The organism is Acidocella sp. C78 (genome assembly GCF_907164655.1).
In genome coordinates this window covers 211,019-237,414 of record NZ_CAJQZK010000060.1, presented here as the reverse complement: position 1 = coordinate 237,414, position 26,396 = coordinate 211,019, and the positions used below count along the sequence as shown (strand labels likewise).

23 protein-coding genes and 2 pseudogenes are annotated in these 26,396 nt (G+C 64.5%); 6 read left to right on the top strand and 19 right to left on the bottom strand.

Features of this window, described 5'->3' with window-relative positions:
- Positions 1–349: 349 nt before the first annotated feature.
- The 18 genes from ACIDOCELLA78_RS81710 to ACIDOCELLA78_RS81625 form a co-directional block, all read right to left on the bottom strand.
- Positions 350–2,251: an Eco57I restriction-modification methylase domain-containing protein gene (locus tag ACIDOCELLA78_RS81710; protein ID WP_201727549.1), complete on the bottom strand. Its 1,902-nt coding sequence runs from the start codon at positions 2,249–2,251 to the stop codon at positions 350–352.
- 4 nt (positions 2,252–2,255) lie between these two features.
- Positions 2,256–3,743 (bottom strand): hypothetical protein, encoded by a 1,488-nt coding sequence (locus ACIDOCELLA78_RS81705; RefSeq protein WP_201727548.1) that lies wholly within the window; start codon positions 3,741–3,743, stop codon positions 2,256–2,258.
- Positions 3,744–4,031: 288 nt separating this feature from the next.
- Positions 4,032–4,295 (bottom strand): hypothetical protein, encoded by a 264-nt coding sequence (locus ACIDOCELLA78_RS81700; protein ID WP_249674923.1) that lies wholly within the window; start codon positions 4,293–4,295, stop codon positions 4,032–4,034.
- Complete coding sequence (gene tnpC / locus ACIDOCELLA78_RS81695) at positions 4,256–5,863, bottom strand: IS66 family transposase (RefSeq protein WP_201727518.1); 1,608 nt, start codon at positions 5,861–5,863, stop codon at positions 4,256–4,258. Before tnpC ends, ACIDOCELLA78_RS81700 begins: the two co-directional genes overlap by 40 nt.
- Before the next feature lie 81 nt (positions 5,864–5,944).
- Positions 5,945–6,292, bottom strand: a complete 348-nt coding sequence (gene tnpB / locus ACIDOCELLA78_RS81690; RefSeq protein WP_201727519.1) for an IS66 family insertion sequence element accessory protein TnpB — start codon at positions 6,290–6,292, stop codon at positions 5,945–5,947.
- The gene (gene tnpA / locus ACIDOCELLA78_RS81685; protein WP_201727520.1) at positions 6,289–6,714 is read right to left on the bottom strand and encodes an IS66-like element accessory protein TnpA; all 426 of its coding nucleotides are present in this window, start codon (positions 6,712–6,714) and stop codon (positions 6,289–6,291) included. The genes tnpB and tnpA overlap by 4 nt, the downstream gene beginning before the upstream one ends.
- A 24-nt stretch (positions 6,715–6,738) precedes the next feature.
- Positions 6,739–8,691, bottom strand: a complete 1,953-nt coding sequence (brxC, locus tag ACIDOCELLA78_RS81680; RefSeq protein ID WP_201727547.1) for a BREX system P-loop protein BrxC — start codon at positions 8,689–8,691, stop codon at positions 6,739–6,741.
- A gap of 26 nt (positions 8,692–8,717) precedes the next feature.
- Positions 8,718–9,293, bottom strand: coding sequence for a BREX protein BrxB domain-containing protein (locus ACIDOCELLA78_RS81675; RefSeq protein WP_201727546.1), 576 nt, complete (start codon positions 9,291–9,293; stop codon positions 8,718–8,720).
- Entirely contained in the window at positions 9,274–10,062 is a 789-nt protein-coding gene (locus tag ACIDOCELLA78_RS81670; protein ID WP_201727545.1) for a BrxA family protein, read from the bottom strand. The genes ACIDOCELLA78_RS81675 and ACIDOCELLA78_RS81670 overlap by 20 nt, the downstream gene beginning before the upstream one ends.
- On the bottom strand, positions 10,059–10,583 hold the full coding sequence (locus ACIDOCELLA78_RS81665; RefSeq protein ID WP_201727544.1) for a BrxE family protein: 525 nt from the start codon (positions 10,581–10,583) through the stop codon (positions 10,059–10,061). Before ACIDOCELLA78_RS81665 ends, ACIDOCELLA78_RS81670 begins: the two co-directional genes overlap by 4 nt.
- Before the next feature lie 47 nt (positions 10,584–10,630).
- Positions 10,631–10,885, bottom strand: coding sequence for a transposase (locus tag ACIDOCELLA78_RS81660; protein WP_201727543.1), 255 nt, complete (start codon positions 10,883–10,885; stop codon positions 10,631–10,633).
- Positions 10,886–11,399: 514 nt separating this feature from the next.
- On the bottom strand, positions 11,400–11,927 hold the full coding sequence (locus tag ACIDOCELLA78_RS81655) for a GNAT family N-acetyltransferase (RefSeq protein WP_201727542.1): 528 nt from the start codon (positions 11,925–11,927) through the stop codon (positions 11,400–11,402).
- Positions 11,927–12,223 (bottom strand): DUF1778 domain-containing protein, encoded by a 297-nt coding sequence (locus tag ACIDOCELLA78_RS81650; protein ID WP_201727541.1) that lies wholly within the window; start codon positions 12,221–12,223, stop codon positions 11,927–11,929. The genes ACIDOCELLA78_RS81655 and ACIDOCELLA78_RS81650 overlap by 1 nt, the downstream gene beginning before the upstream one ends.
- 89 nt (positions 12,224–12,312) lie before the next feature.
- Positions 12,313–12,630: a DUF2274 domain-containing protein gene (locus ACIDOCELLA78_RS81645; protein ID WP_201727540.1), complete on the bottom strand. Its 318-nt coding sequence runs from the start codon at positions 12,628–12,630 to the stop codon at positions 12,313–12,315.
- Positions 12,631–12,641: 11 nt separating this feature from the next.
- Positions 12,642–13,781, bottom strand: a complete 1,140-nt coding sequence (locus ACIDOCELLA78_RS81640) for a TrbI/VirB10 family protein (protein ID WP_249674929.1) — start codon at positions 13,779–13,781, stop codon at positions 12,642–12,644.
- A gap of 119 nt (positions 13,782–13,900) precedes the next feature.
- A complete protein-coding gene (trbG, locus tag ACIDOCELLA78_RS81635) occupies positions 13,901–14,881 on the bottom strand; it encodes a P-type conjugative transfer protein TrbG (protein ID WP_201727538.1) in 981 nt (326 codons plus the stop codon).
- Entirely contained in the window at positions 14,878–15,588 is a 711-nt protein-coding gene (trbF, locus tag ACIDOCELLA78_RS81630; protein WP_201727537.1) for a conjugal transfer protein TrbF, read from the bottom strand. Before trbF ends, trbG begins: the two co-directional genes overlap by 4 nt.
- On the bottom strand, positions 15,585–16,001 hold the full coding sequence (locus tag ACIDOCELLA78_RS81625) for a hypothetical protein (RefSeq protein WP_201727691.1): 417 nt from the start codon (positions 15,999–16,001) through the stop codon (positions 15,585–15,587). Before ACIDOCELLA78_RS81625 ends, trbF begins: the two co-directional genes overlap by 4 nt.
- Between ACIDOCELLA78_RS81625 and ACIDOCELLA78_RS81620 the strand changes: the two are divergent.
- A pseudogene (locus ACIDOCELLA78_RS81620) lies at positions 15,957–16,073 on the top strand (HTH domain-containing protein); the annotation flags it as partial. The gene ACIDOCELLA78_RS81625 and the pseudogene ACIDOCELLA78_RS81620 overlap by 45 nt on opposite strands.
- Positions 16,074–16,176: 103 nt before the next feature.
- On the opposite strand, the gene ACIDOCELLA78_RS81615 reads toward ACIDOCELLA78_RS81620, so the two are convergent.
- Positions 16,177–17,853: an IS1634 family transposase gene (locus tag ACIDOCELLA78_RS81615; protein WP_201727475.1), complete on the bottom strand. Its 1,677-nt coding sequence runs from the start codon at positions 17,851–17,853 to the stop codon at positions 16,177–16,179.
- A 184-nt stretch (positions 17,854–18,037) separates the two neighbouring features.
- Between ACIDOCELLA78_RS81615 and istA the strand changes: the two are divergent.
- The 5 genes and pseudogenes from istA to ACIDOCELLA78_RS81590 all read left to right on the top strand — a co-directional run.
- Positions 18,038–19,444, top strand: a pseudogene (gene istA, locus ACIDOCELLA78_RS81610) (IS21 family transposase); the annotation flags it as partial.
- Positions 19,434–20,228, top strand: a complete 795-nt coding sequence (gene istB, locus ACIDOCELLA78_RS81605; protein WP_013641220.1) for an IS21-like element helper ATPase IstB — start codon at positions 19,434–19,436, stop codon at positions 20,226–20,228. The pseudogene istA and the gene istB, both read left to right, overlap by 11 nt.
- 247 nt (positions 20,229–20,475) lie before the next feature.
- Complete coding sequence (locus ACIDOCELLA78_RS81600; RefSeq protein WP_201727535.1) at positions 20,476–20,784, top strand: DUF4326 domain-containing protein; 309 nt, start codon at positions 20,476–20,478, stop codon at positions 20,782–20,784.
- Between the two features lie 98 nt (positions 20,785–20,882).
- On the top strand, positions 20,883–25,217 hold the full coding sequence (locus tag ACIDOCELLA78_RS81595; RefSeq protein WP_201727534.1) for a strawberry notch family protein: 4,335 nt from the start codon (positions 20,883–20,885) through the stop codon (positions 25,215–25,217).
- A complete protein-coding gene (locus ACIDOCELLA78_RS81590) occupies positions 25,217–26,311 on the top strand; it encodes a toprim domain-containing protein (RefSeq protein ID WP_201727533.1) in 1,095 nt (364 codons plus the stop codon). Before ACIDOCELLA78_RS81595 ends, ACIDOCELLA78_RS81590 begins: the two co-directional genes overlap by 1 nt.
- Positions 26,312–26,396: the final 85 nt, after the last annotated feature.

The window sequence follows — 26,396 nt, the reverse complement described above, 5'->3', positions numbered from 1 at the left end:
ACGTCTGAATAGAACGGCCTGTATTTCCCGCCTTTTGGATGAAGAACCCAACGCGGAGACGCCGACAACACCTCAATCCAGGATCGTAGGAAGCGGAAATCATCATTCGTGTTTACGCCGCGGCGTGCAACGAGTCCGGTCTCAGCACATTCTAGGGCATTGTAAGTCTTGAACGCGCGTCGCACCGAATCGTCGACCCAATACGCAAAAGACGTGCCGGGAAAGTCTTGAAACTGACTCGTGCTAACTTCGTAGATTCGGCTGTCATAAATGCTGCTCCGGAACGCGTACGAAAGTTCGCTTAGACACTGACTTTTGTTCGTCGACTCCAGGAGTCGCAGAAAAACAGTCATGAGTGCTTCTCCAGGACGTATGCAGCGGCTTCAACCAGCGCGTCGTCCATGACACCAAGTCCGAGGTCCGCCATGGTTTCTGGACGCGCCATGCCCAATACGACGTGCTCACGCCATTTCTGGAAACTCGATAGGAAGAAGCACGTGCGCGACGTGATGGCGCCAAGCCGCCCGTTGCCGCGCAAGAGACCTAGGCCACGCTCGACAAAAATGGCCAACAAGTCATTCTTGCTTTTCGGATAGACCTTCGACAGCTCGTCCTTGGTATCAGCTGCCAGGGCGCCAAATGGCGGATTCATGACCACGACATCGAACCTGGCCTGGGTGAGGTCGATTAGCCGCAAGCCCTGTAAGGCATCGATCGAGAACAGCCTTCCCTGATACGTCGCGCGGGCGGCTCGGGCGAAGCCGCCAAGCGCTTCCCGTAAATCCGTCTCGATCTGGGCCCAGCTTTTTCGCCGCCCGCGTTCGCGCAACAGGTCGAAGACCTTGCCGTAAACATGCTCGGTCAGCCGTGGCAGCTCCTTCTCCACCTGCAGCAAAATGCCAAGTTCGGGCAGCCCCTTGAGCATGAACAGTGCTTTCTCGAACAGCTCGGCATCCAGCGGGTCGAGCTCCTGCATGAAGCTGCGTCGCAAGTCTGGCTCGGCTGGGGGCGCCACTGCCGCAACGACATGGCCCCGCCCGACAAGCGGCCGGTCGTCGGCCCGCACGCCGGCCTCATGCCACGCGCGTTGGACACGCAACCACAGTGCCAGCGAGGCAATCTGGGCAGCGCGCGGATCGATATCGACCCCGTGGATGTTGTGCTCGATGATCAGCCGCGGCACATCGCGCAGGAAGGCGTCCTCGTTGGCGTAGGTGTGGCAAAGCGGCTTGAAGCCCGCCTGCGTCTGGGTCGAGACGTCCAGCACGCCGGGGCCGTGCTGCTGCTCCCATGCCCAGGCTTCCCGGTAAATCTCCAGAAACAGGTCAAACGCATACAGCCCGAAATGCATCGATCCACAGGCCGGATCGAGCAGCTTGATCGTGCGCGGATCACGCAGCCGCCTGGCGGGTTCCGGGTTTTCGTCCGGCTTCACCAGTAGATATTGGCAGCGATCGCGCAGCCCGGTCAGCCCACCGGTCCAGTTGAACCACAGTCGGCCTAACGTGTTGTCCACCAGGAATTCGACCACATAGCGCGGCGTGAAGAACTGGTTGCGAACCGCCAGCTCCCGGCTGTTGCGCGGCGCCTGGCTGGCATCGCGCATGGCTCTCCGCTCATCCTTGCTGTTAAAATACTGGTAGACCCAGCCGATGGTCTCGTCCTCGCCCCAGAGCGGTTCGATATCGGCGGCGTTAATCAGGTCCAGCAGCGGCAGCAGGGCTGGTTCTCGCGGAAACAGGCGGCCGTTAGGATAATGGCGATCAAACAGCGCAGGCAGGTCGTCGCTGTAGAGGCCGCACAGGCTGAGCAGGAACACACGATAGGCATCCCCGGTCTCACCGAGGGCCGATCCAGTGACGCGCTGGTAAAGCTGGAACGCCTTGGATTGATAGCCCTTGGCCACGCATTCCATAACCAGCCCGCGCGCCTCCATCATACGCAGCGCAGCCAAGCGATTAAGCGTGGTGAAGGCCTGCTCCCGCACCATCCGATCCAGGACCGCCTTCTTCGCTTCGGCGCCCTGGCCGATGGACGATGCAAGGTAATGGCCCAGGATTTCGCGCAGGATGCGCGCGGTCTCCAGGCGCTGGTCGTCCAGCTCCAGGCTCTCCAACGCCGCCACGCTGCCGGATTCCGGGTCCAGCCCGTAGTCCTGCTGGAATTGCTTGGCGAACTCTTTGGTCAGAACCGCTCTAGCATCGGTGACGAAGCGCTGCAGACGACCTCGTGTTGCATCATCGAAGGCCATAAGTTCAGTCCCCCTTCACCACCAGGTCGATGGTGTTGCTCATGAGGTCCCGGCGCAACGCGGAGAGGGTTCGGATCAGTGCATCCAGCTCATCCAGATTGCCGATTTGGGAGGGCAGTGAGACCGTCTTTCGTCCTCTGTCGTGCATCCCTGACGAAGGCGTGGGTTGGGGTGTGGGATAGGGTGGCGGTTGGCGCCGAGCCTTACCGATCTGGGCCACTTTCGCTTTCATCTCGGTGATGGTGGCTTCGATATCGAATTGGCATGAGACCAATCGCTTGAGACCGGCCATATCGGTGCTGACCTTGCTCGCGAGCGCCTGAATTTCGGCTAGGGTCCCCGCCTGCTCTTCGGCGGTGAGTTCGGACCATTCGGACAGCAGCGACAGCTCGCCCTCAGCGGCCAGAATCCTCTCCGCCTGCGCGGACCGCATATGCTCGACTGCGTTGGCGACTTGCGTCTCGATGGCGGTTCGGCGGGTGCTGAGGTCGGCTTTGCGTTTGAAAAAATCCTCTTGGGCCAGCATATCGGCCACGGCTTCCAGATCGTCGCGGGTCGCATCCCGAAGGTCTTTTGGGACGCCGGTGCCGGGAAGCTCATCAATGCCGCGCTGAAGGTCACGCAGTGTCTTGATCGTCTCGGCAATGCCCTGATCGAACGAGAGCTTGGCCGCGCTGGCCCATTTTAACCCGTCATAAAGCGGGGACTGTTCTGCCCCGAACCGTTGCGGCGCGTCCGATGCGTCGGAAAGCAGCATGTCAGCGATTTGCTGGTTTACCGAGCGAACCGTCTCCACGCCTGGGAGACCCAGAGCCTGAAGCTGTTCCGCCAGAGGGGCAAGTTGATACTGCAGCGATGGCAGCAATTTTTGGGCCGCCTTTCCGATATCCTCCTCTAATGGGACGATCGGCTCACCGCAAAGGTCGGTCAGCCGTGCTGCGGCCCGGGCAAGCACGTCCATGGAGGGCCTGTCGTCACGCAAGGCGACACCGACGGGCTTGAAGGTGTTGTTGGTCTTGAGAGCCTCGATGGCCTGCTGGCCGTTGACCGTGACTTCTCGCCCGGAGACCTTCAGCTTCACCTCGCCCGCGACGAGCAGGGCGGCGACCATGTAGCGAACAGTATCCGGCGACCAGCCGAAAGGCGGACCCGAGAAGACGTCCAACAGCTTCTTGCCTTCCACCGTACCGTTCCGCTCGACATAATCCTTGATGCTGACGAGGCCCTTGTGGTCGGTCTTGATGGTTGGGGTGCCGCCCGAGATCTGAACGAAGCCGAGTGGGTCAGTCTGGGAGGTGATCGCCCTCAGGTTGGGCGCGCGGAGGAACCTCTCCGCGAGGTCAGTTCCCACACGCTCTGGCGCTTCCTGGTAACGGTCAAACACGCGTTCGGCTGCTTCCGCCAGGTGCTTCCTGCATGCCGCGAGCAGGGATGCGTCGAGGCTATCGACCGCCGTTACCTTGCCGCGGAAAACGAACGATCCATGAGTCAAGCCGCGGACGATCTTTTGGGCAAGTTCGGAGGTGAGACGAGAGGCCCGGTCGATCTGGCTCTGGCAATATTCTTTGACCTCTTGGTCGGGGTCATGCCTGTGCAGCTCGGCGATGCGTTGGCATCGGCAAATCTCAGCGACAAGGTCGTCGGCCTCGGGAGATCGTCTGGCAAGCAGGTAAATGGCGTTTTCGGACGACTTGTGGCGAGACTCGTCGGTGAGGCGTCCCTTTTCTGCCTCATAGTCTCCCGGATCAGCGTACCCATCCGGTCAGAGCCGCGGACGAGTCTATTTGGCTCTATCTCGGTGGATCAGGATGAGCTCGCGCAGATTTTCGATACCAAAGTCGGTGAAGGCTATGACGCCGCCGTCGCTGAGGTTGTAAACCCAGATCAGGCCGTCTTCGGGTTCCATCTCATTGGCGATGTCCGCGAGCCACTCCTCATCCTCGCCGAGGTCCCTGGCGACACGGTCAATCGTGAAGACGTGGTGGATTTTATTGGTCTGCACGATCAGGCGGCCAGGGCCCAGGATTGCGGTGTCCAGTTCCATGGCATCAATTTCTCGATGCTGGCGACTGGATGACTGGCGATGCGCGCGAGGATGTCGGCGAGCCATGCCTGTGGGTCGACGTTGTTCATCTTTGCCGTCGTGATCAGGCTGTACAACATGGCGGCCCTTTGACCACCGCGATCGGAGCCGGCGAATAGCCAGGATTTTCTGCCCAGAGCAAGGGTGCGTAGGGCACGTTCGGCCGCGTTATTGCTGAGACAAATCCGCCCGTCGGTCAGGAACCGGGTAAATGATGACCAACGGTTCAGCATATAGTCGATCGCCTTCGCCACATCGTTGTGGCGTGAGAGTTTGGCGCGCTCGGCGCGCATCCAGATCTCGAGTTCAGCGACGAGCGGGGCGCCGAGTTGCTGGCGCACCGCCAGGCGTTCAGCGGGTGACTGACCGTTGATCTCCCGCTCGATCTCGAACAGCGCGTCGATGCGCTGCACCGCGGCCAAGGCCATCGGCGCCACGAAGGCGGGGGTCTTACCCTGGGCCTTGCGCTTCGCGTTCCGCGCGATATCGGCCAGCTCGAAGAATTTTCGTCGGGCGTGCGACCAGCACGCCGCCTCGATGATCGGTCCAGGAGATCGGTTCAACTCGTAGAGCTTGTTGTAGCCGCCATAGGCATCGGCCTGGAATATGCCGCGGTATCCGGCGAGATGGGTTTGCGGATGAACGCCGGCGCGGTCACGTGAATAGTAGAACACCGCGCTGGGGGAACCCGATCCGCCGAACGGCCGATCATCACGCACATAAACCCACACGCGCGCCGTATCGGTCTGCCCTCGTGCCATCACCGGCACGGTGGTGTCGTCGCCATGCAGGCGCGCACCCGCGAACACCATCGTCTCGATGTGCTTGAACACCGGCTCCAGCGCCACGCAGGTAGCACCAATCAGATCGGCCAGGGTCGAGACGCTGAGGTGGATGCCTTCCAGTGCGAACCGTTCAGATTGACGGTTCAGCGGCTGATGCTGGCCGAATTTATCGTAGGCGATCATCGCGAGCAGGCCGGGACCGGCAAAAGCGCGTGGAATGGTGTGGAAGGGTGCTGGTTCCTGGCTGATCTTCTCACAATCGCGGCAGGTGAATTTCTCCCGCACATGCTGGATCACCTTGTATTGGCGGGGGATGGATTCCAGTGTCTCGGTCACCGTCTCCCCGAGCTTGGCGAGCCGCGATCCACCGCAGCAGGCGCACTGGGTCGGACCTGGCAGCACAACCCGCTCGCGTGGCAGGTGTTCGGGGAAGGGTTGGCGTGATGGGCGGTTGCGAGTGAAGCCGGCGACAGTCGTGGTTTTGGCCTTCGCGGCCACCTGCTCGGCGCGGAGTTCGTCCTCGGTCGCGGTGGTCTCGAGATCTTCGAGTTCCAGTTCCATCTGATCAAGCAGCCGCGCCGTGCGTTCCGCCTTGGGGCCGTAGAGCGCACGCTTGAGCTTCTCGATCTGCAGCTTCAGATGCGCGATATACGCTGCGGTATCGGACCGCCGAGCACGGTCGCCCAGAATGATCGCCTTCAGCGCAGCGATATCATTCGGCAGGGTCGAAGGATCGAGATCCATGCCCCGTATAGAATCACGAATTTCCAGGGTTTCGCTACAGAAATCCGCTCTGGACCAGGATTTTCCCCAGAATCTTCGCGCCTACCCGGCCGCTTGCGGCCGCCAGGTTTGTTGTGGATTTCGCCAGTCGATCCCCTCCAGAAGATAACCGATCTGACCAGCGGTGAGGGACACAACGCCGTCCGCAGTCTGCGGCCAGATAAACCGCCCTCGATCAAGGCGTTTCGAATACAGCGACATCCCCACGCCGTCGTGCCAGATCGCCTTGACCAGCGACCCGCCGCGTCCGCGAAAGAAAAAAACATCCCCGCAGAACGGCTCCCGTCCCAGACCTTCTTGCACTTGCAACGCGAGCCCCTTCATCCCGCGGCGCATATCCGTATGCCCCGACGCCAGCCAGACCCGCACACCGGCCGAGACCGGGATCACCGCCGCACCGCCGTCAGCACCCGACGCAAGGCGGCAACCCCAACTCCATCATCAACCCGAACACACGTCCCGTCCGGCAGCACGATCTCGATCCGGCTCGCATCGCATCGCGTGGCTCGCCTCTGCGACATCGGATCAACGCTCGCGTCGTTCACCGAAGCTGACTTGCCTGCCGCCCGCGGCATCGACAGTGCCGCACTCGCCATTACCCGCACCGGAATGAATTCCGGTACCATCGGCACCGGCACCAACTCACCACGCCGAACCTGACCGCGCCACTTCCACAATTGCCCTCTCGAAATCGCGTGCCGCCGCGCAACCAGCGCAAACACCGCACCCGGCGCCTCAGCCTCCGCCACAATCCGAAGCTTGTCCTCATCCCGCCAGCGGCGCCGGCGCTCTACCCCCGTGATAATCTCCATCCGCCCGCCGCCCCTTACCATGAATCAGCTCGTAGCAGCGCTCTTATGCACGCCTCCTTGCCGTACCGGCAGGCGGTTCACACCGGATGGATACGGATCAGCGAACGACACGATGGTTTGGACTGTTTCCCGCTCACCGGCCAAGGACGTCTGCTGGCCACCATGTATGTGCCTCAGCCCTGCCGTCACCGACAGCGTTCCGTGCAGTCTGGTGCCGGGTAGCGGCTCGAAAACCTCCTTCAACGCTTCATTGAAAACCCGCCGGAGGTCTGGCGATCGCGGAACGAGCTGAGCCCGTTCCTGCTCGACGTCGTTCAGCTTTTCACTGAAGAACCGAAACGAGCCGTTCTTCTCACCGAGGGGAACGATGGCGTCCTTTAGGAGTCGGTCAGTGGCCTCCTTGACCTTGTCTGCCAGCGAAGCGGCGGCGATCGTCGGTTGCATCAGAGCGGCGACGTTGTCCGTTGACACCGGCAGGTTGCCGAGGATCTGGAGAACCGCGACTGTCTTGCCGACGCCCTGGCAGAACTCATCGTCGGGAAAGCGAATGAGGACCTTCTCGACGGCTTGGTGGATCGACGGAAAAGCGCGTCGAATGTCCTTGTCCAGGGCGTCGTATAGCGTCACAGTGGTCGCAAGCCATCCGATTTCTCGATCCGCCGCGGGCTTTAGCGAACCCGCCCCTTCCACCAAAATGTCCTGAATCACCTTGATGGCGGACCGGAGGCCAATGCCGCCGGTTGATTTCGCCAGGGCGCCGAGGAGGTGGAGCAGGATGTCAAAATGCGCAGGCAGGAAGGGGTAGAGGTTGGTGAACGCCTCGCGATCAAAGCCGGCGTCATAGAATTTTGCGTCAGTCAGCTTGGTGTGCTGCCGCAAAGCCTGTCCATGCCGGTCGAACAGCGCGCCCAGCTCGACCGCGCCCGCGGACGATTTGCCCAGCAGACGGCGGAAGCAGATTTCCTTGATGTCGCTCGACTCAAGCGCGACTGTAATCGGGAAACGGTCCTTGAGCTTGTAGAGCTCGGGCGAGTTGATGGCCGCTCTGGGGTCATCCTCGGTCAGCGTTTGCTGAGCCGTGCCGACGATCCACACCTTGCCGCCACCTAGGTCCTTCAAGTTCTGGGCAAGGCCCTGGAGATCGAGGATCTTGGTCTGCTGACTGCCGACGTATTGCCCGATTTCGTCGATGACGAAGATGATGTGCTCTTTGCCCGACGCCTCGCGAACGATGTCGATCATTTCCTGGACGCGGTCGTCCATCAGGTAGATGGTATCGCTGCCGGCGGTGTTGAATGCCTGTTCGGTGCGGAACAAGTTGGGGTAGATTTTGTGGGCTAGTCGTGGAACGACGCTGTCCACGACAAGTTCGTCGTTCCTGTAATCTGCCCACTGCTCGCCAGTTTCCTCCTGGAAGGCCCTCTCGAATTCAGGGTACCGGCCTTCCTTGCGAAGCCGGCGTTCAAGCGCGGCGACCTTGAGATTCCGGGAATAGCCGGCGTATTGGAGAACTTTGTAATAGAGGACGGTGGAGACCTCGGCGAGGGACGCGCCGGCTATCTGTTCGCTCGCCAGGTCGAGCAACACCACCGCGGCCGGGAAGCTCGCCGCCAACTTTGACAGCAGTGCCCGGGTGGTCGGCCGGTGGAGCCTATCTTGGAAGTAGCGGAGGAATGGCTTTCCGTCGATGGTGACTCGCTCGTCGAAGGCAAGGCCGAGGTATTTTGTGAAGGAGCTCTTGCCCGAACCGTAAAAGCCAGAGACCCACACGCCGATCTCGTGGCTGGAGCCAGACTCCATCGCCGCCTGCATCTTCTCCAGCAACTGCTCCAGCTGCTGCTCGATGCTCTCGGTGACGATGTATTCAGAGATCTCCGCCTTCAGGCGCTGCTCTTGGGAGGCCTGATAGGTGATGACCTTCTCGATGGCGCGATAGATGTCCTTGCCGGCATCAAAGAGGGTGCGAATCTGGGTCATGGAGCTTCCTGTCGTGTCCTCTTATGTTAGCCGCCGACGTGGACCGATCGGTAGTTGCCGTCCTCGGGATAAAAGCCAAGGAATCTGAGCCTCGTCTTGCCCGTCCGAGTGCCCGGGTACAGGAAGACCGTGGGGACGTGGAACTTTCCCTGGAGCTGCGCCTCGATCGCTCCGATTCGGAGGTATGGGTGCAGGGCTTCCAGGTCGGTTACCAGCATGATCGTCGACGATTGGCCTTCAAGGGCGGCGAGCCGCTCTTCCAGCCGGGACTGAAGACGCCCCTGGGCCGTGAGCGCATTGGCCAGTGAGGCGTTTGTCTTCCCCCAGGAGAGGGGGGCCTTGTGGTCGGCCTCAAGCCAGACCTTGCGGAGTGGCGCCTTTGCCAGGATGTCAGCTATGTGCTCGGCGATGGAGAACGTCTCGACACGCCAGCCCGCGTTTGCCAGTTTGGAGGTCCAGGCTGGCATCAGCCGCTTTACCTCAATCAGCTGGCTCGGATGGAAGACGAGATAGAAGATCGGCTCGAAGCTTGCGTGCGCGAACTCACGTCCGGCTTCAATCCGGCGGATCAGCTCGTCGAAGTCAGCCTTTAGCGATGCCATCGGCAAGCTCCTCCATCGACTTGTATTTCCAGGATACCTGGGTAAGGCCGCCGGCTGATTGCACGATGAGCTCTCCCCGCAGGGATAGCCGCTTCAGCTCGCCAAGCGCGTCGTCGGACTCCAGCCCGAAGAGTCCCCAGTCCGGACTCCGGAGCAGGGCATGGTCGCTCAATCCCTTAAAATGCAAGTCGTGGGCAAGGACCGAGGAGACGATCGGAGTGATTCGAAAAGTGGTAATTGACCTAGCATTCGCCTTCATGGGTCCAAGAAGGCCGAAATCTGCACACGCTCCGAGCAGGTAGCGAGCCACACGGATAACCGTTGCTTCCGACCACCGGGTGGTCGTTCGGCCGTTCGACACCGCTGAAGTAACATAATTCAGGGAGTCCTCCTTGGAGACAGGGTTACCCCCGGCCGCATACTGATGCCAATAGACCTCACGGACGAAGTCGCCGAGGATAGGATTCGCGCGGCACGTGAAAACGAAGCAGAGCGCTCGAAAATCTTCCCGGGAGATACCTCCCGAAATGGCCTTAAGTAGCCTGGCGGGCAGTCCGCCATCGATGAGATATCTAGGACAGAATGCCTCAATTATAATATTGCGCAGTCGCCGCGCAGCCATCGTCGGAAAATCTCCGGAAGCGAGCGCGGCCTTGAGTAGATCCTGTCCGCTCATACCCGGATCCCAGGCGTGCAGCAGCTTTACGGTCTCGGGTACGAGACCGAGCCCGGCCTGGAGCTGTGTCGTGTATTTCCGCGCACCCGTCATCGCGGGTCCCTGAAATAGGGGAAGCACTGGATGCCGACCGCAAACGCGGCGGTATAAAGAGCGGCTGCCCCCGAGGCCCATTCCAGCCCCTCAAGCATGTCCGCCGGCCCAAGTAGGGTTGGCCCCTCCTTGGCTTCGACCGGGGTACCGGCAAGGCTTGCAAGCATGCCCCTCGCTGTATCGGCGGAGAACACGCTGTCGGCAAGCTTCTGGCCGGCAGCTTGCACGGCCTCATCTAGGCGTTGCTCGACGGTTTCAGGGAGGCGGAAGGGGTGGAAGGCGCGGCCTATGCCGATCCGCTCGTCGTGGACCCGCCGGGCGGCCTCAAGGACGCCCTGGTACCGGGCCTGAACCGCACCCGCGCCGAAGATCGGGGTCAGGAACGCCATGCTCGTCGGCGACATGAACCCGGATGCCCACCAACCCGCGTTGTCACGCTCGCCCAGCAAGCCGACGGCCAGTCTCAGTGAGACGATTCGCGTGACCGCAGCTTCGTCCCGGGCGGCGGAGTGTCCGTTCATGCATCTTCCTCTGCGGGTGGCTGATAGTACTCCCGCTATGTCAATCCTTAGTCGTCGCTGCAAGGTAAGTGCCCAACCACCGCAACTCGCGTCGACGGACGGCGCGGTGGTCGGGCGCTTACCGGCGGCATGGTCCGCTCGACCGTGCTCGGGTCGATCTCGATGCCGCCGTCGTCGACGAACCGCACCAGCCGATTCCAGAGGTTCAATGCGTAGCCTATGGCTTCGGCGGTCGAGCCGCGCGCGAACAGATTCGCGTGCCTCGTGCCTGCGGCCGGCGGCCGGAGATCTCGGTCATCCATATGGCGATCTCGGCCGCCTCCACGTCACAGAACAATGGGCGCGGCCCCAGCCGCCGGTCGTGGCGACGCTAGTGCTTGAGGAGCCGCTGGGGGGCGGGCGTGACACCACAGTCCGCCGAGTTGTGCAGGTCCCGCAAGGAGGTGACCTGGTTCCGGATCTCGTTGATGATCGGCGTCGGGTTGTTGGCCTGCTCGTCGGTGGACAGGTTGGGGGGATCGCCGAGCCCCAGGCTTGCTTGCCCTTGCCCTTCTGCTTCCTGGGCGAAGGCACGGGGGCCACGTAAAGCGGGTCGCGGCGCCCCTCGATCGGGGGCAGGTCAAGGGGCTGGCCGTCCGCGTCCAGCGCATGGTGGCGAGTCGGGACGGCATAGGGGGAGTTCAGAATCGGCTGTTCGAAGAATGGCTTAGTCATGATTCCGCCTCCCTACCAATGGCTGGCCGCCTTGTCACATGGACGTTACAACCATGTCGTCGGCGTGCCAAAGAGGGCAGCGGAGACCGGCGGTTCGCCGGATCATCTCAAACTGGGATCCGCTGCCGTCAGGGAGGCGGCGATGTCGGCGATGGACCGGAACAGCACCAGTGCGTCGTCCCTTGACGGCAGGAACCCGCGGCGGCGCCAGAACGCTGCCGCCTCGTCATCGACGGCATTGACGACCAAGGCGCGCCCGCCGATCAGCGCGGCGCCACTGACGCTCCGGGCGAGCGCGTGGTTGAACAGCCCGGTGCCGATCCCCCGCCCGACCCAGGCCTGATCGGTGGCAAGCTGACCGAGCAGAATGCACGGCACCGGGTTCGGCGGCTGGCCGGTGCGGATCGATCGCGGCAGGGCGGCGGGAACGATGGCGGTTGGCGCCAGGCCGTAATAGCCGACCACTCGGCCTGCCACCTGGACGACCATGACCACCGTGAACCCCTTCTGCTGATTGGCGAGCGCACGGGTCTTCAGCCAATGATCCAGCGAGGGCTTGCCGCAGGAGAACCGGGATACGTCGTGGCCGGCATTCAGCAGTTCGGGCGTGGAGAGCGGCGGCTCCGCCATCAGCGCTTCGCCGCGCCTTTCTCCCACGGCGCTTTGCGGCGGAGGGATGCCACCATCTCGGGGACCGGGGCGGCGGGCGCGGAGACGGCTTGGACGAACGCCTCAAAGCCCTCGGGGGTCATGCGCAGCAGCGTGCTTTCCATGAGGACCTCCTCGGCGGCCCGGACCGCCGCCTCCCGCACGAAGTCGGTCCGCGACCGGCCGCGCAGGTCGGCGGCACGGTCGATGATGGCGATGTCGCCTTCCGGGAGCCGCATCGAGAGCGGGTAGTCTTTGCGTTTGGCCGTGCCGGTCATGGTGGTCCCCTTCGCCATGGCGCGAATGTAGGAGACCGTAGCTCTTTTTGCAATACGCAACGCGCTGCTGCGCGCTCTCCCGACCGCAGTCACTCCGACCCGGCGATGGTTGGCTGATCTCCCTCGCGTTCCCGGCTGGACGGTGACGGTTCTGAATTTGGCGGCGGCTTATGCGGCACGGGCGGCGGCACCCGGTGAACAGGAGCCCGAAACGCCCGGTCGGAGGCAATGAAGCGTTCGACGATGATCGGCACCAGCTTCTCGACGGGTGGCGCCTGGGACAGGCCCTCCTGTGCCGCGAGTGCGGCGGCGTAGTCGCGGATCAGCGAGTCCAGCGCCGCAGTGAAGGTGATGGTGCGCTTCACCGGCCTATCGTCGGGCAGCGAGCCGATGCGGAGTTTGGCCATCGTCGTCCTCCTCACCCGCCCCCATAGGGCCGCAGCACGATATCGCGGTTGACCATCACATCGAGCGGGAAGCCCGGGCGCACGGTCAGGGTCGGCTGAACGCCGAGGTCGCGCGAGACGATCGACTGCCCGGCCTGGTTGGCGGCCTGGTCCGCGCTCTGGCCGAGGGCGATGATCACGTTGCCCGTCCCGGTACCGCCGACCACGTTGTTGGTCGCGAGCGCGCTGGAAACGCCGAGCAGCGAGGACAGCGCGACGCCGCGCAGCAGCCGCCAGAAATGGTAATCGACGCCGTCCTCGAGGCCCGCATAGCCCTGGGTATCGGCGCCCGGCAGGTTGTCGAGCACCACCGAACTGCCGTCGGGCATGATCAGCCGCGTCCAGATCAGCAACACTCGCGATTGGCCGTAGGCGACGACGCTGTCGTATTTGCCGATCAGTTTCGCGCCCTGGGGGACCAGCAGGGTGCGGCCGGAGACGCTGTCATAGACGTCCTGCGTCACCTGGGCGATCACCTGCCCCGGCAGGTCGGAATTCAGCCCGGTGATCAGCGCCGCCGGAATCACGGTGCCGGCCATCAGTTCGTAAGGGCTGAGCGGGGTCTGCAGCCGGTCGGGCGAGTAGATCGCGCGATCGATCGGGCTGTTCAGGAAGGCCTGCTTGGCGTCCTGCTGGTTCTGGTCGCCATGCGGTGCGGCGAGTGCGCCGTCACCCCCCGCAGTGCCCGGAGCCGGCTGGCCCAACGGGGCGGCGCCTGACGCGGTGCCGGCTGCACCGTTGGTGCCGCCCATGTTCGCAGCAACGGTGAAGAACACCCCCGCATTGGCGGCCTGCGCCCGCAGCCGCGCGGCGGCCTGGTCCGCTCCATTCGGTGGTGTCGCGAAGGCAGTGGACGCTCCTTGCCCCAGCATCGGCCGCCCGAGGTCACCCGGCAGTGGCGGCCCGAGCCGGGGCACCGAAGGTGGTGGCGCCGGCGCCGGCTTGGGCTTGGTCAGGCCGGCATAGCCGTTCGGCAGGCCGCCGATCGCATCGGCCGAGGGTCGAACATTGGTATTGTAGAGCTCCTTGCCGGTGGTGATCCGGAAGCTATGCAGCGCGAACGCCCACCACACCGCGCCCACCACGCAGACCGCAAGTCCGCCGGCGGCCACGACCAACGCCCGGCGAGAGAGACGTGTCACCGCACGTGGCCGCGATCGCAGCGCGAAATCGGCCGGGTCAGCCTTGGGTGACGGCCGCTGCCCGCCCCCCGGATCTTCGGGACCCGCCATCAGCCGTGCCCATCGGTCCGCGTGATTCGCACGACCTGCTGCGGCCCGGCGCCGAGGCGAAGTTCGGCGGCGGCGAACAGCCGATCGACGATCATGGTGTTGCCGCGCACGCGGTAATTGACGATCTCCGCCTTGCCGCCCGGCGCGCCGAGGATGAACAGCGGCGGCATGTCGCCCTGGGCGATCCCCGGTGGGAATTGGACATAGACCTTGGAGCCGTCATCGAAGACCTGCACCGGCCGCCAGGGCGGATCATCGCCGCTGATCCGATACCGGAAATGCAGCGCCGCGATGTTCACATCATTCGCCGCCACGGCGTTCGCGTAATCCGTCGCCGCGGCGTTCTGCGTCCGCAGCGCCAGCAGATCATCCTGCGGGTAGTTCCAGGACACCGCGGCCATGTAGGTGTCCTTGGTCGGGTGCACCTCGAGATGATAGGCGCGCCGGTCGGTCATGATGACGATGTTGTTCATCGGCAGATCGGCCGAAATCGGCTTGATCAGCACGTGCACCTGCTGATCAGCCCCCGCGCCGCTGGTGGTGTTGCCGATCTTCCACTGCACGGTATCGCCGGCGGCGATCGAGATCAGGTGCTCGCCCGGCTGGAGCGCGATATCGGTCACGTGCAGCGGCGAGGCGTAGATCTCGTAAAGCGCGCCGTCGGACCAGGGGAACACCTGCATGGCGTTGATGTAGCCGTCGCGCGTCGGGTTGATGCGCGCCGCGGCGTTGGCCAGGGCCACGCGCGCGATGGGGTTGGCGGGCTGCGGTGATGGTCGGCCCGCCGTGGTCGGCGGCAGCTTCTTGAGTTGCCCCGGCAGCGGCAGCGGTTCGGGCAACGTCACGACCTGGACCGGCGCTGGCGGCGACGGCAGCAAGTGCGCGGGCTGGGGGTTGTCGTAGGCGATCTTCGGCACAGGTTGGGCGCAGGCCGAAAGTGCCAACGCACCGCCACACGCGAGGGCGAACGAAAACCTCATGGCGTCGATCCTTCGGTCTGGGTGGTGTTCACCTCGCGCGCCCAGCTGATCGCATCGATGTAGATGCCAAGCGGGTTCTGTCGCAGCGCCGCCTCGGTATGCGGGGTCTGGATCACCACGGTCAGGATCGCGGTCCAGTGCTCGGGCGGCAGGGCGGTGCCGTCCTGGAACGGATGCTCAACCCATGCGATGCGGAAGGAATTTGGGCTGGCGCGGACGACGCTGGTGACGTCCACGGTCACGGCGCGCTTGCCGATCTGGCCGAATGGATCGGCCTGACGGGCATAGGTATCGAGCATCGGCTTGGCGTGGCTGGTGATCTGCGCATAGGCGTCGAGCCAGGCTTGGCGGACGACGACGGGATCGACCGAGAGGCCACGCACGCGCTCGATGAACTGGGCGAGGAAGTAGGCGATCTCGGTATCGGTCGGCTGCACGTCGGCCCGTGCCGGGGCGACCGCCTGTACCGCGCCGAGATGATCGACCTCGACCACGAAGGGCGTGACCATGGCGCGGGCATGGGTGCGGATGTCATCGGCGGTGACGACCGCGGCAAGGGCGAGACAGCCGAACGCCATCAGGCGCCAGTTCGCGGCCTGCACGCGGGCGGAGCCGATGCGCTGGTCCCAGAGTTGCCCGGCGCGCTGATAGGGCGTGGCCGGCGTCTCGGTGTCGCCGAGACGGGAGGAGAAGCGGCGCCACCTCATGTTCCGTCTCCCCGCAGATTGGGCCGCATGCCGCCGCCCCGGCCTTCGCCTTCGTGGATGATGTTCTGCGCCGCCCGGGAAACGGCTTGCCGCCGCAGGCGCTGGGCCCAGGCCGGCGCGCCACTGGGCGCCGCTGCGGGCTGGGATGCGCCGGCAGCATCTCCGCCAGATCCGCCGGTGGCCGACCAGGCGGCGCGTTGGCCGGCGGCGAAGCGGTCGCGCAGCGCCGTCGAGGCGCGCTGGGTTGCGCCGCGCTGTTGATTTCCGCTGAGATCTGACCCGGGAAGGCCGGATTTTTCCACTGAGATTTGACCCATGTTTGACTGTTTCCCCGTCTGGAAGAGGCGGGGGCGAACGGAGTGTTGGACATGGCGTTTTTGAGCATTATCCGCCGGTGGCATAAGCGTGAGCATGTGCCGATCCGAGAGATTTCCCGGCGCACAGGCGTGTCGCGGAACACGATCCGCAAATATCTTCGGTCTGACCCGACTTGAACAGCGACCTGAAAATAGTCCAATGAAAACAGCCATGTATTGTGGGCGCGTGGTTTCTTAGCACCACACCCTGCGGCTTTCGGGAGGATTTGGATCAGGAAGCGGATGCGTCTCGCACGTTGGCTGGCAGGGCGACGCCGGCGGCCTTGAAGATCGGCCCGATCGAGTTGGTTGCTGGGGTGCGCAGGACGATCTGCTGCCCGCGCTTGCTGATGGTGACCTCCTGGAGGCGGTCGAGATCACGCAGGAGATCGGCCCATTCGACGCGCTTGCCGGCCCGGCGGAGTTTTTCGTCGAGCGCCTGGTGCAGGATCAGCGCGAGGAACGAGCAGAAGACGTGGCCGCGGATGGCGGCGTCGGAGGAATGGTAGATTGGCCGGGTGCGCATTGTCGCCTTCGCGACACGGAACAGCCGTTCGACATTCTGCAGGTCCCGGTAGCGGATCACCGCCTGCAGCGGTGAAATCCGGGCGTTGGAGCGCAGCACGAAGACGCCGTCGAAGCGGGCTTCCTCGGCGAGCTTGCCGGCGTCGATCTCGAACAGCTTGTGCTTGCGGCCGGGCTTTGCGTCACTGACCGGGCGCAGGAAGCGGCGATAGGCGGAGTTGCCGATCAGCGCCTTATCGCCGCGCGTCAGCTGACGATCGAGGGCGGCGACCACCTTGCGCCTGGTCTCGGCCTCTTCGATGGCCACCGCCTCGTTGCGGCAGACGATATAGCGCTTGCCCGCGACCTTGACCTCCTTGATGAAGAGCTGGGTCTCGTCGCCACCGGCGCGCTCGAGGCAGAGCGGGGTGTAGGGGCGCTCATCGGCCAGCACCACCTCGCGGACGATGCGGTCGGTGCGTTCCCTTGCGCCGAGCACGTATTCCAGCCCGCGCTCCTCCAGCGCGGCGATCGTCGCGGCACTGATCATGCCGCGATCGGCGACGACGCAGACCCGGCCGATGCCGAAGCGCGACCGCAGGCGGTCGATCACCGGCACCAGCACCGAGACATCGGCGGTGTTTCCTGGCCACATCTCGGTGCAGATTGGCCTTCCGTCCTGATCGATCACCACGCCGAGGATCATCTGCGCGAGCTGTGGGCGGTAATCCTTGGAGTGGCCCCGCGCGCCCAGCGTCTCGCCGCCGGCACCTTCGAAATACAGCGAGGTGGTGTCCATGAACACGACCGAGAGGTCGGTGAACAGATCATGCCGTCGGGCGAAGAGACGCTCTTCCACCAGATCCTTCACCGTCCGTGGCGCAAAGGGCGTGGCATCCCCCTGTTCCTCGTCCGGCAGCTCTTCGCCGAGCCAGGCCATGGCGCGGTAGAGGTGATGCAGGCCGAGCTCCTCGGTGCCGGGAATGTCGTAATCCTCGAGCCATTTGTCGCAGGCGCGATCCGAGCCCGAGACCATGATCCGGTGGAGCACGGTGGCGAACACCGCGCGCTCGACCGGGAACTCGAACTGCCGCCCGGCCAGCAGCTCCTCGAACACAGCAGCGATCCCGCTCTCCTGCCACAGTCGGCCGAACAACAGCGGCGCGCCGATCCGCTTGCAGCTCAGCCCGTCCGGATTGCCTGCCGCCAGCTGGGCCAGGACCGAGGCACGGTCGGCATAGCGCGCGATCGAGGCGGCGAGGCGGTCGAGACCTCCATCGGCCAGGACGACTTCCTTCCGGCCCAGGTTCTTGATGATGCGCTGCTTGCTGCGCCCGTCCTCACGGACGCTCTCGACCAGATAAAGGTAGCTGTAGCCGTTGATTCGCTTCTCGCGCACGAACATGCCGAATTGGCAGCCGAAAACCAATCATAAATCAAGTTAAAAGAAGCAATTTGCGCAATTATTTAGCACCACGTTTTTGCAAAATCCCGACGTGCCTACGAAAATCTCGAGTGAAATCAAAGATCTCAACTTACGATACCGTATCGTTCCGGGTTTGACTGTTTAAGTCGGGTCTGATGTGATTGAGCCGAAGTTTCAGGTTCCGGACCGGCCGAGCAAGCTTGATCCTTATGCCGAGAAGCTTTTGGCGTGGCTGCGCCGTGAAGCTGGCCGGCCGCGCAAGCAGCGGCGGACGGTCAAGCAGCTATACGGTGATCTCGTCAGCCTGGGCTATGACGGTTCCTACAATCGTGTGGCGGCCTTTGCCCGGGCTTGGAAGGGGGAGTGCCAACGGCTGCAGCAGACCGCCGGCCGGGGAACCTTCGTGCCCTTGGCCTTTGCGCCTGGCGAGGCGTTCCAGTTTGACTGGAGCGAAGATTTTGCGATCATCGGTGGCGTCCGCGTCAAGTTGCAGGTGGCGCACACCAAACTGTCGCATAGCCGGGCGTTCATTGTTCGGGCCTATCTGCTGCAGACACATGAGATGTTGTTCGACGCGCATAACCACGCCTTCCAAGCTCTCGGCGGCGTACCGCGGCGCGGGATTTACGACAACATGCGCACCGCCGTTGACAAGGTCGGCCGTGGCAAGGAGCGCAGCGTCAACGCCCGCTTCCTGGCGATGACCAGCCATTATCTCTTCGAGGCCGAGTTCTGTAATCGGGCCGCCGGTTGGGAGAAGGGGCAGGTTGAGAAGAACGTCCAGGATGCACGCCACCGCCTGTGGCAGTCCATGCCTCCGTTCGAAAGCTTGGACGCCCTGAACGACTGGCTGGAGCGGCGCTGCCGGGAGCTGTGGGAGCAGACCGCGCATGGCAACGAGCCGGGAACCATTGCCGATGTCTGGGCCAGCGAGGTTGAGAGCCTCATGCCTGTGGGCCGTCCGTTCGATGGGTTCGTGGAACACACCAAGCGGGTCTCCTCGACCTGCCTGATCCACTTGGAGCGTAACCGCTACAGCGTGCCGGCCTCTTTTGCCAACCGGCCGGTCAGCCTGCGGGTCTATCCCGACAGGCTGGTGGTGGCGGCGGAGGGGCAAATCATCTGCGAGCATCCGCGCATCATCGACCGGACGCACAACGGCCCAGGGCGCACTGTGTATGACTGGCGGCATTATCTGGCGGTGATCCAGCGCAAGCCGGGCGCCTTGCGCAACGGTGCGCCGTTCCTGGAATTGCCCGATGCCTTCAAGCGGCTGCAGCAACATCTCCTGCGCCGTCCTGGCGGTGACCGGGAGATGGTGGAGATCCTGGCCCTGGTGCTGCACCATGACGAGCAGGCGGTGTTGGTGGCGGTGGAACTGGCGCTGGAGGACGGCGTGCCGTCCAAGACGCATATCATCAACCGGCTCCACCGGCTGATCGACGGCAAACAGGCTCCGCCTCCGGTCATCACCGCGCCACAGGCACTGACATTGGCCAATGAACCCAAGGCTGACGTCGAGCGCTACGATAGCTTGCGCCAATCTGAGGAGGCCCGCCATGCGTCATGATCCCGCCACCGGCGCGCTCGTCATCATGCTGCGCAGCCTCAAAATGCACGGCATGGCACAGGCCGTCGATGAACTGGCCCAGCAGGGTGCCCCGGCCTTCGAAGCCGCCATCCCGGTACTCTCCCAGTTGCTCAAGGCCGAGACCGCTGAGCGCGAGGTCCGCTCCATGGCCTATCAGTTCAAGGCCGCCCGCTTCCCGGCCTATCGCGACCTGGCCGGCTTCGACTTCGCCAGCAGCGAGGTCAATGAGGCCCTGGTCCGCCAGTTGCATCGTTGCGACTTCATCGAACCCGCCGACAATGTCGTGCTCGTCGGCGGCCCGGGCACGGGCAAAACCCACATCGCCACCGCGCTCGGCGTGCAGGCCGTCGAGCATCACAAAAAGCGCGTCCGCTTCTTCTCCACCGTCGAGCTGGTCAATGCTCTGGAGCAGGAAAAAGCTCAGGGAAAGGCTGGGCAAATCGCCGGCCGTCTGATCCATGCCGACCTCGTCATCCTCGATGAGCTTGGCTATCTGCCCTTCAGCGCCTCAGGCGGAGCTTTGCTGTTCCATCTGCTCAGCAAGCTCTACGAGCGCACCAGCGTCGTCATCACCACCAACCTGAGCTTCAGCGAATGGTCCGCCGTCTTCGGCGACGCCAAGATGACCACCGCGCTCCTCGATCGCCTCACCCACCACTGCCATATCCTCGAGACCGGAAATGACAGCTTCAGGTTCAAAAATAGCTCCGTGCAGAAATCCCAAAAACGAAAGGAGAAAAATCCAGCCTTGACCCCATCATGAAACTCAAATCATAAACTATGGGCGGGTCAAATCTCGATGGAATTCCCGGGTCAGATCTCAGCGGAAATCAACAGTCAGCCTTTTGCTCCCCGAACCTTGTAACGCTCGCCCACGATCCTCGGGCGTGTCTTGCCTGGACGCCGCGTAGCGCCGGTCAACGGGCAAGCCGTTTCCGCGCTGGGCGCGTGACCGTCGCCGCTCTACGCCGTCCTTGGCCGAGACCGTCTAACGGATCGGAGGCGGCCCAATGTGCAAGGTTCTCAACAAGCGAGTGACTGGCGTCCCAGCCGGTGCCGTGTACATCGGCCGCGGCAGCAAATGGGGCAATCCGTTTCGGATTGGCCCCGACGGCGATCGGACCGCCGTCATTGCGAAGCACGAACGCTGGCTCGCGGATCAGCACCATCTGCTGCGCGCGCTCGACGAGCTGCGCGGCCGCGACCTCGTCTGCTTCTGCGCGCCGCTCCCCTGCCACGGCGATCTCCTACGTCGGCTGGCAAACGCCAGCCGCGAAGAGCGGATCGCGTGGTGGCGCGCCGTGAAGGCGGCGGCGTGATGAGAGGAAGAGGGCGGCCGGGACGGGTTTGAGCCGGTGCGGTCCGAGAGAGAGCAGCCGGCCGGCTCGTCCGTTCCCGCTCTCCCGAGGCTCCCTTCATGAACGACCTTTCTCTGATCACGGCCGACCAGGCCGCGCCGCTGACACCTGTTCCTCATCCTGACGCGGCCGGCGCGATCATCGCCGCCGCAGAGCGACTCCTCCCTCACCTCGAGCGCGGCCAGCGGGTTGATGCCGCGATCCTGCGCGCCGCAATGGAAGCGGCGTTCGGCGCTTCCGACGCTTCCGGTGCCTGGGACTGGAAGACGGCTTACGATGCCTGCGAGGCCGCGACCGTCCTCTTCCTGCGCAAATACGGAAAGGCGCTGTTCCGGCAAGCCGGCTCTCCGGCTTTGCGTCTTTCCGCCCTGGCCAAGATCGCCGGCCTTCTCCCCACCCACACACGCCGCTCGACCGAGAGCGAGACCTTCCAGCAGTTCTCGACGCCGACCCCGCTCGGCCTCACGGCCCTGACCGCGGCCGCCATCGGACCGGCGGATCGCGTGCTGGAGCCATCGGCCGGCACCGGGCTCCTCGCCATCCTGGCCGAGATCGTCGGCGGCGCGCTTGTCTTGAATGAGTTGGCCGAGGTCCGGGCCGCGCTGCTCTCTTCCCTCTTTCCGGCCGTCGCCGTCACGCGCCTCGACGCCGTCCAGATCGATGATCACCTCGACCCGGCCGTCGTCCCGAGCGTCGTGCTGATGAACCCGCCGTTCTCGGCAATGGCGAATGTGTCCGGCCGTATGGCTGATACCGCTTATCGCCACATCGCCTCGGCCCTTGCGCGCCTCGCCGATGGCGGGCGGCTGGTGGCGATCACCGGCGCGAACTTTTCGCCCGACGCCCCGGCCTGGCGCGACGCCTTCATCCGCTTGCAGGAGCGCGGCCGCATCGTCTTCACGGCAGCGATCGATGGGGCGGTCTATGCCAAGCACGGCACGAGCATCGACACGCGGCTGATCGTCATCGACAAGGCACCGTCTGACGACCCGTCCGCCTTGCCGGCGTCACGAGGCATGGCACCCGACGTCGCCACGTTGCTGAGCTGGATCGGCGAGCAAGTTCCGGCGCGTCTGACGCCCGCGCCGAGCTTCGCCATCCCCGTGTCGGCCGCCGCCGGACCGCGGACGGTGCGCGGCTATCTCACCCGCGCTGCTGGGGCACACCCAGTCAAGCCTTCGGTCGCCGATCCGGAGGCGGTCGATCTCGCCTACGAGACCATCGACTGGACGCCGCCCGAGGGCGCGCGTCTCAGCGATGCGATCTATGAGGAATACCGGCTCCAATCGATCCGGATTCCCGGAGCCCAGGCGCATCCCACCAAGCTGGTGCAATCCGCCGCCATGTCCTCGGTCGCGCCGCCGAAGCCCAGCTATCGGCCGCGCCTCCCGATCAGTCTCGTCAGCGAGGCCGTTCTCTCTGACGCCCAGCTCGAGACCGTGATCTATGCCGGCGAAGCGCATGGCGACTATCTCGCAGGCGCCTGGACGGTGGACGAGACCTTCGATCTCGTCACCGCCTCGCGCGACGATGCGCCGAACGCCGTGCGCTTTCGCCGGGGCTTCATGCTGGGTGACGGCACCGGCGCCGGCAAAGGCCGCCAGTCGGCCGGCATCATCCTGGACAACTGGCTGAAGGGGCGCCGCAAGGCGGTCTGGATCTCCAAGTCCGACAAGCTGCTCGAGGACGCACAGCGCGACTGGTCGGCACTCGGCATGGAGCGCCTGCTCATCACGCCGCTGTCGCGCTTCCCCCAAGGCAAGCCGATCCGCCTGGCCGAAGGCGTCCTATTTTTAACCTACGCTACGCTGCGGTCCGACGACCGCGGCGAGAAGCTTTCGCGCGTCCGCCAGATCGTTGAATGGTTGGGCTCCGACTTCGACGGAGTGATCATTTTCGACGAGAGCCATGCCATGCAGAACGCCGGTGGCGGCAAGGGCGAACGCGGCGATGTCGCGCCCTCGCAGCAGGGCCGTGCAGGCTTGCGCTTGCAGCACGCGCTGCCGGACGCGCGGGTCGTCTATGTCTCGGCGACGGGTGCCACGACCGTCCACAATCTCGCCTACGCCCAGCGGCTTGGCCTTTGGGGCGGCGAGGACTTCCCCTTCGCCACGCGCGCGGAGTTCGTGGAGGCGATCGAGGACGGCGGTGTCGCCGCCATGGAAGTGCTCGCCCGCGATCTCCGTTCGCTCGGTCTCTACACGGCCCGCTCGCTCTCCTATGACGGCGTCGAATACGAGCTGGTCGAGCATCCGCTCACCGCCGAGCAGCGCCGCATCTACGACGCCTATGCCGGCGCGTTCGCCATCATCCACAACCATCTCGACGCCGCGATGCAGGCCGCCAACATTACCGGCGAGACCGGCACGTTGAACCGGCAGGCGAAGTCGGCGGCCCGCTCGGCTTTCGAGAGCGCCAAGCAGCGCTTCTTCGGCCACCTGCTGACCTCGATGAAGACGCCGACGCTGATCCGTTCGATCGATCAGGACCTGGCGGACGGCCACGCCGCCGTCATCCAGATCGTCTCGACCGGCGAGGCGCTGATGGAACGGAGGCTCGCCGAGATCCCGACCGAGGAATGGAGCGACGTTCGCGTCGACATCACACCGCGCGAGTACGTTCTCGACTACCTGGCCCATTCCTTCCCGGTGCAGCTCTACGAGCCGTTCACCGACAGTGAGGGCAATCTCTCCTCCCGGCCCGTCTTCCGCGACGGCCAGCCGGTCGAGAGCCGCGAGGCCGTCGCCCGTCGTAACGAGCTGATCGAGCGGCTTGCTTCGCTGCCGCCAGTGCCCGGCGCGCTCGACCAGATCGTCCAGCGCTTCGGCACGGACCTCGTGGCCGAAGTGACCGGACGCTCGCGCCGCGTGGTGCGCAAGGGCGACCGCCTCGTCGTCGAGAACCGCGCCGCCTCCGCCAATCTCGCCGAGACCGCCGCCTTCATGGACGACCTGAAGCGCATCCTCGTCTTCTCGGAGGCGGGCGGGACGGGCCGGAGTTACCACGCCGAGCTGTCGGCGCGGAACCGCCGCCTGCGCGTCCACTATCTGCTCGAACCCGGCTGGAAGGCCGACGCCGCGATCCAGGGCCTCGGGCGGACGAACCGCACCAACCAGGCGCAGCCGCCGCTTTTCCGACCGATCGCCACCGACGTGAAGGCCGAGAAGCGCTTCCTCTCGACCATCGCCCGTCGCTTGGACACGCTGGGCGCCATCACCCGCGGTCAGCGCCAGACCGGCGGACAGGGATTGTTCAGGCCCGAGGATAATCTGGAATCCCACTATGCCCGCGACGCGCTGCGCCAGCTCTATCTGCTGCTTGTGCGCGGCAAGATCGAAGACTGCTCGCTCCAGATGTTCGAGGACGCCACCGGCCTCAAGCTCATGGACACAGGCGGCATCAAGGACGAGCTGCCGCCGATCACGACCTTCCTCAACCGCCTGCTGGCGCTCACCATCGACCTTCAGGGCGTGCTGTTCACGGCGTTCGAGCAGTTGTTGAACGCCAAGATCGAGGGCGCCATCGCCAGCGGCGTCTATGACGTCGGCCTGGAGACGCTGCGGGCCGAGAGCTTCGTCGTCACCGATCGCCGCGCGATCTACACCCATCCCGCGACGGGCGCGGAAACCCGGCTGCTCACGATCACCGAGCGCCGGCGCAATCATCCGGTGACGCTGGACGACGCGCTCGATCACCTCGCCGATCCCCGCGCGATGCTGCTGATCAACGAGCGTTCGGGCCGGGCCGCCGTACAGATCCCGGCGCCAAGCCTGATGCTCGACGATGGCGAGATCGAACGCCGCGTTCGACTGATCCGGCCGATGGAGCACCATCACGCCTCGCTGAAGATGATGGACGAAAGCCATTGGCAGGCGGCCGACCGCGAGGTGTTCGCCGCCGCATGGACTCGCGAAGTGTCGGAGGTCCCCGAGTTTGCCGACAGCACGATCCACATCGTCGCCGGCTTGCTGTTGCCGATCTGGAAGCGCCTGCCGAACGAGTCGACGCGCGTCTATCGGCTACAGACCGACGCAGGCGAACGCATCATCGGCCGCAGGGTCTCAGCCGTTTGGGCAGCGAACGCCTCGCTGACCGGGGCGACCGCCATGACGCCGGATGCGGCCTTCGCGGCGTTGATCGAGGGACGAACCGTCCTCGACCTCGCCGACGGCTTGCAGCTCCACCGGGTGCGGGTCATGGGCGCTCACCGCATCGAGCTGTCAGGCTTCGCCGACACCATGCGCGATCGCCTGCGCGCCTACGGCCTCTTCAGTGAGATCATCTCCTGGAAGCTGCGTATGTTCGTGCCAACGGATGCGACCGGCGCCGGTGTGCTGACGAAGGTGCTCGACCAATATCCGGCCCTGCGCATCAGCGAGCGGGAAACCGCGTGATGGCCCGCCACGACGCCTCCGAACTGGCACACCGTCTCGCGCGCGACGCCGAGGCGGTGTGTCGCCACTACCTTTCTGCCGGGCGGCGGGAGGGCCGCTACTGGCTCGTGGGTGACGTCCGCAACACGCCGGGCCGTTCGATGTTCGTCCGGCTTCAGGAATCAGCCAAAGGGCCGGCCGGCAAGTGGACTGACGCCGCTACCGGCGAACATGGCGACCTGCTCGATGTGATCCGGGAGAGTTGCGGACTGGTCGATTTCAAGGACGTCGCCGATGAGGCGCGTTCGTTCCTCAGCCTGCCACATCCCGAACCGGAGCCGGAACATCCCCGATCGCGCACACCGACTGCTCCGACAGGATCGCCGGAAGCGGCGCGGCGACTGTTCGCCATGTCACTGCCGCTGTCTCGCACTCTCGTAGAAACGTATCTCCGCAATCGCGGCATTACGGCTTTGCACGGAACCGGAAGCCTGCGCTTCCACCCGCGCTGCTACTATCGGCCTGACGAGCACAGCCCGACCGAGACCAGGCCGGCGATGATCGCTTCCGTCTCCGATCTCGCGGGTCATTTGACCGGGGCGCATCGTACCTGGCTCGATCCCGGCGGCTTCTCCGAGGCGACGCTCGGCAAGGCGCCGATCGACACCCCGAGGCGAGCGATGGGCGACTTGCTCGGTCACGCCGTTCGATTTGGCGTGGCGGGCGAGGTGATGGCGGCCGGCGAGGGCATCGAGACGATGCTGTCGCTCCGGTGCGTCCTTCCCGCCATGCCGATGGTCGCGGCGCTCTCGGCGGCGCATCTCTCCGCCATCCTGTTCCCGGACACGTTGCGCCGACTCTACATTGCCTGCGACGACGATCCGGCCGGCGACGGCGCGATGGCGACGTTGATCGAACGCGCGCAGGAGGCCGGAATCGAGGCGATCGTGATCTCGCCGCGGCTCGGCGACTTCAACGAGGATCTCCGCTTGCTCGGGATCGACACGCTTCGGGCCGCAAGCCGGGTGCAGATCGCGGCGCAGGATGTCGCCCGATTCATGGAGCTGGCGGCACAGCCGGAACGGGGATGGGGCGCGGCAGCGCCGTCGCCATAGGGTCGGCGGTTATGCTTTCCGTCAGCGTCGGAGAGAACCACGCCCACGGCCTTCTGAGAGGGCGATCGGGCGGCAAACGGCCCGG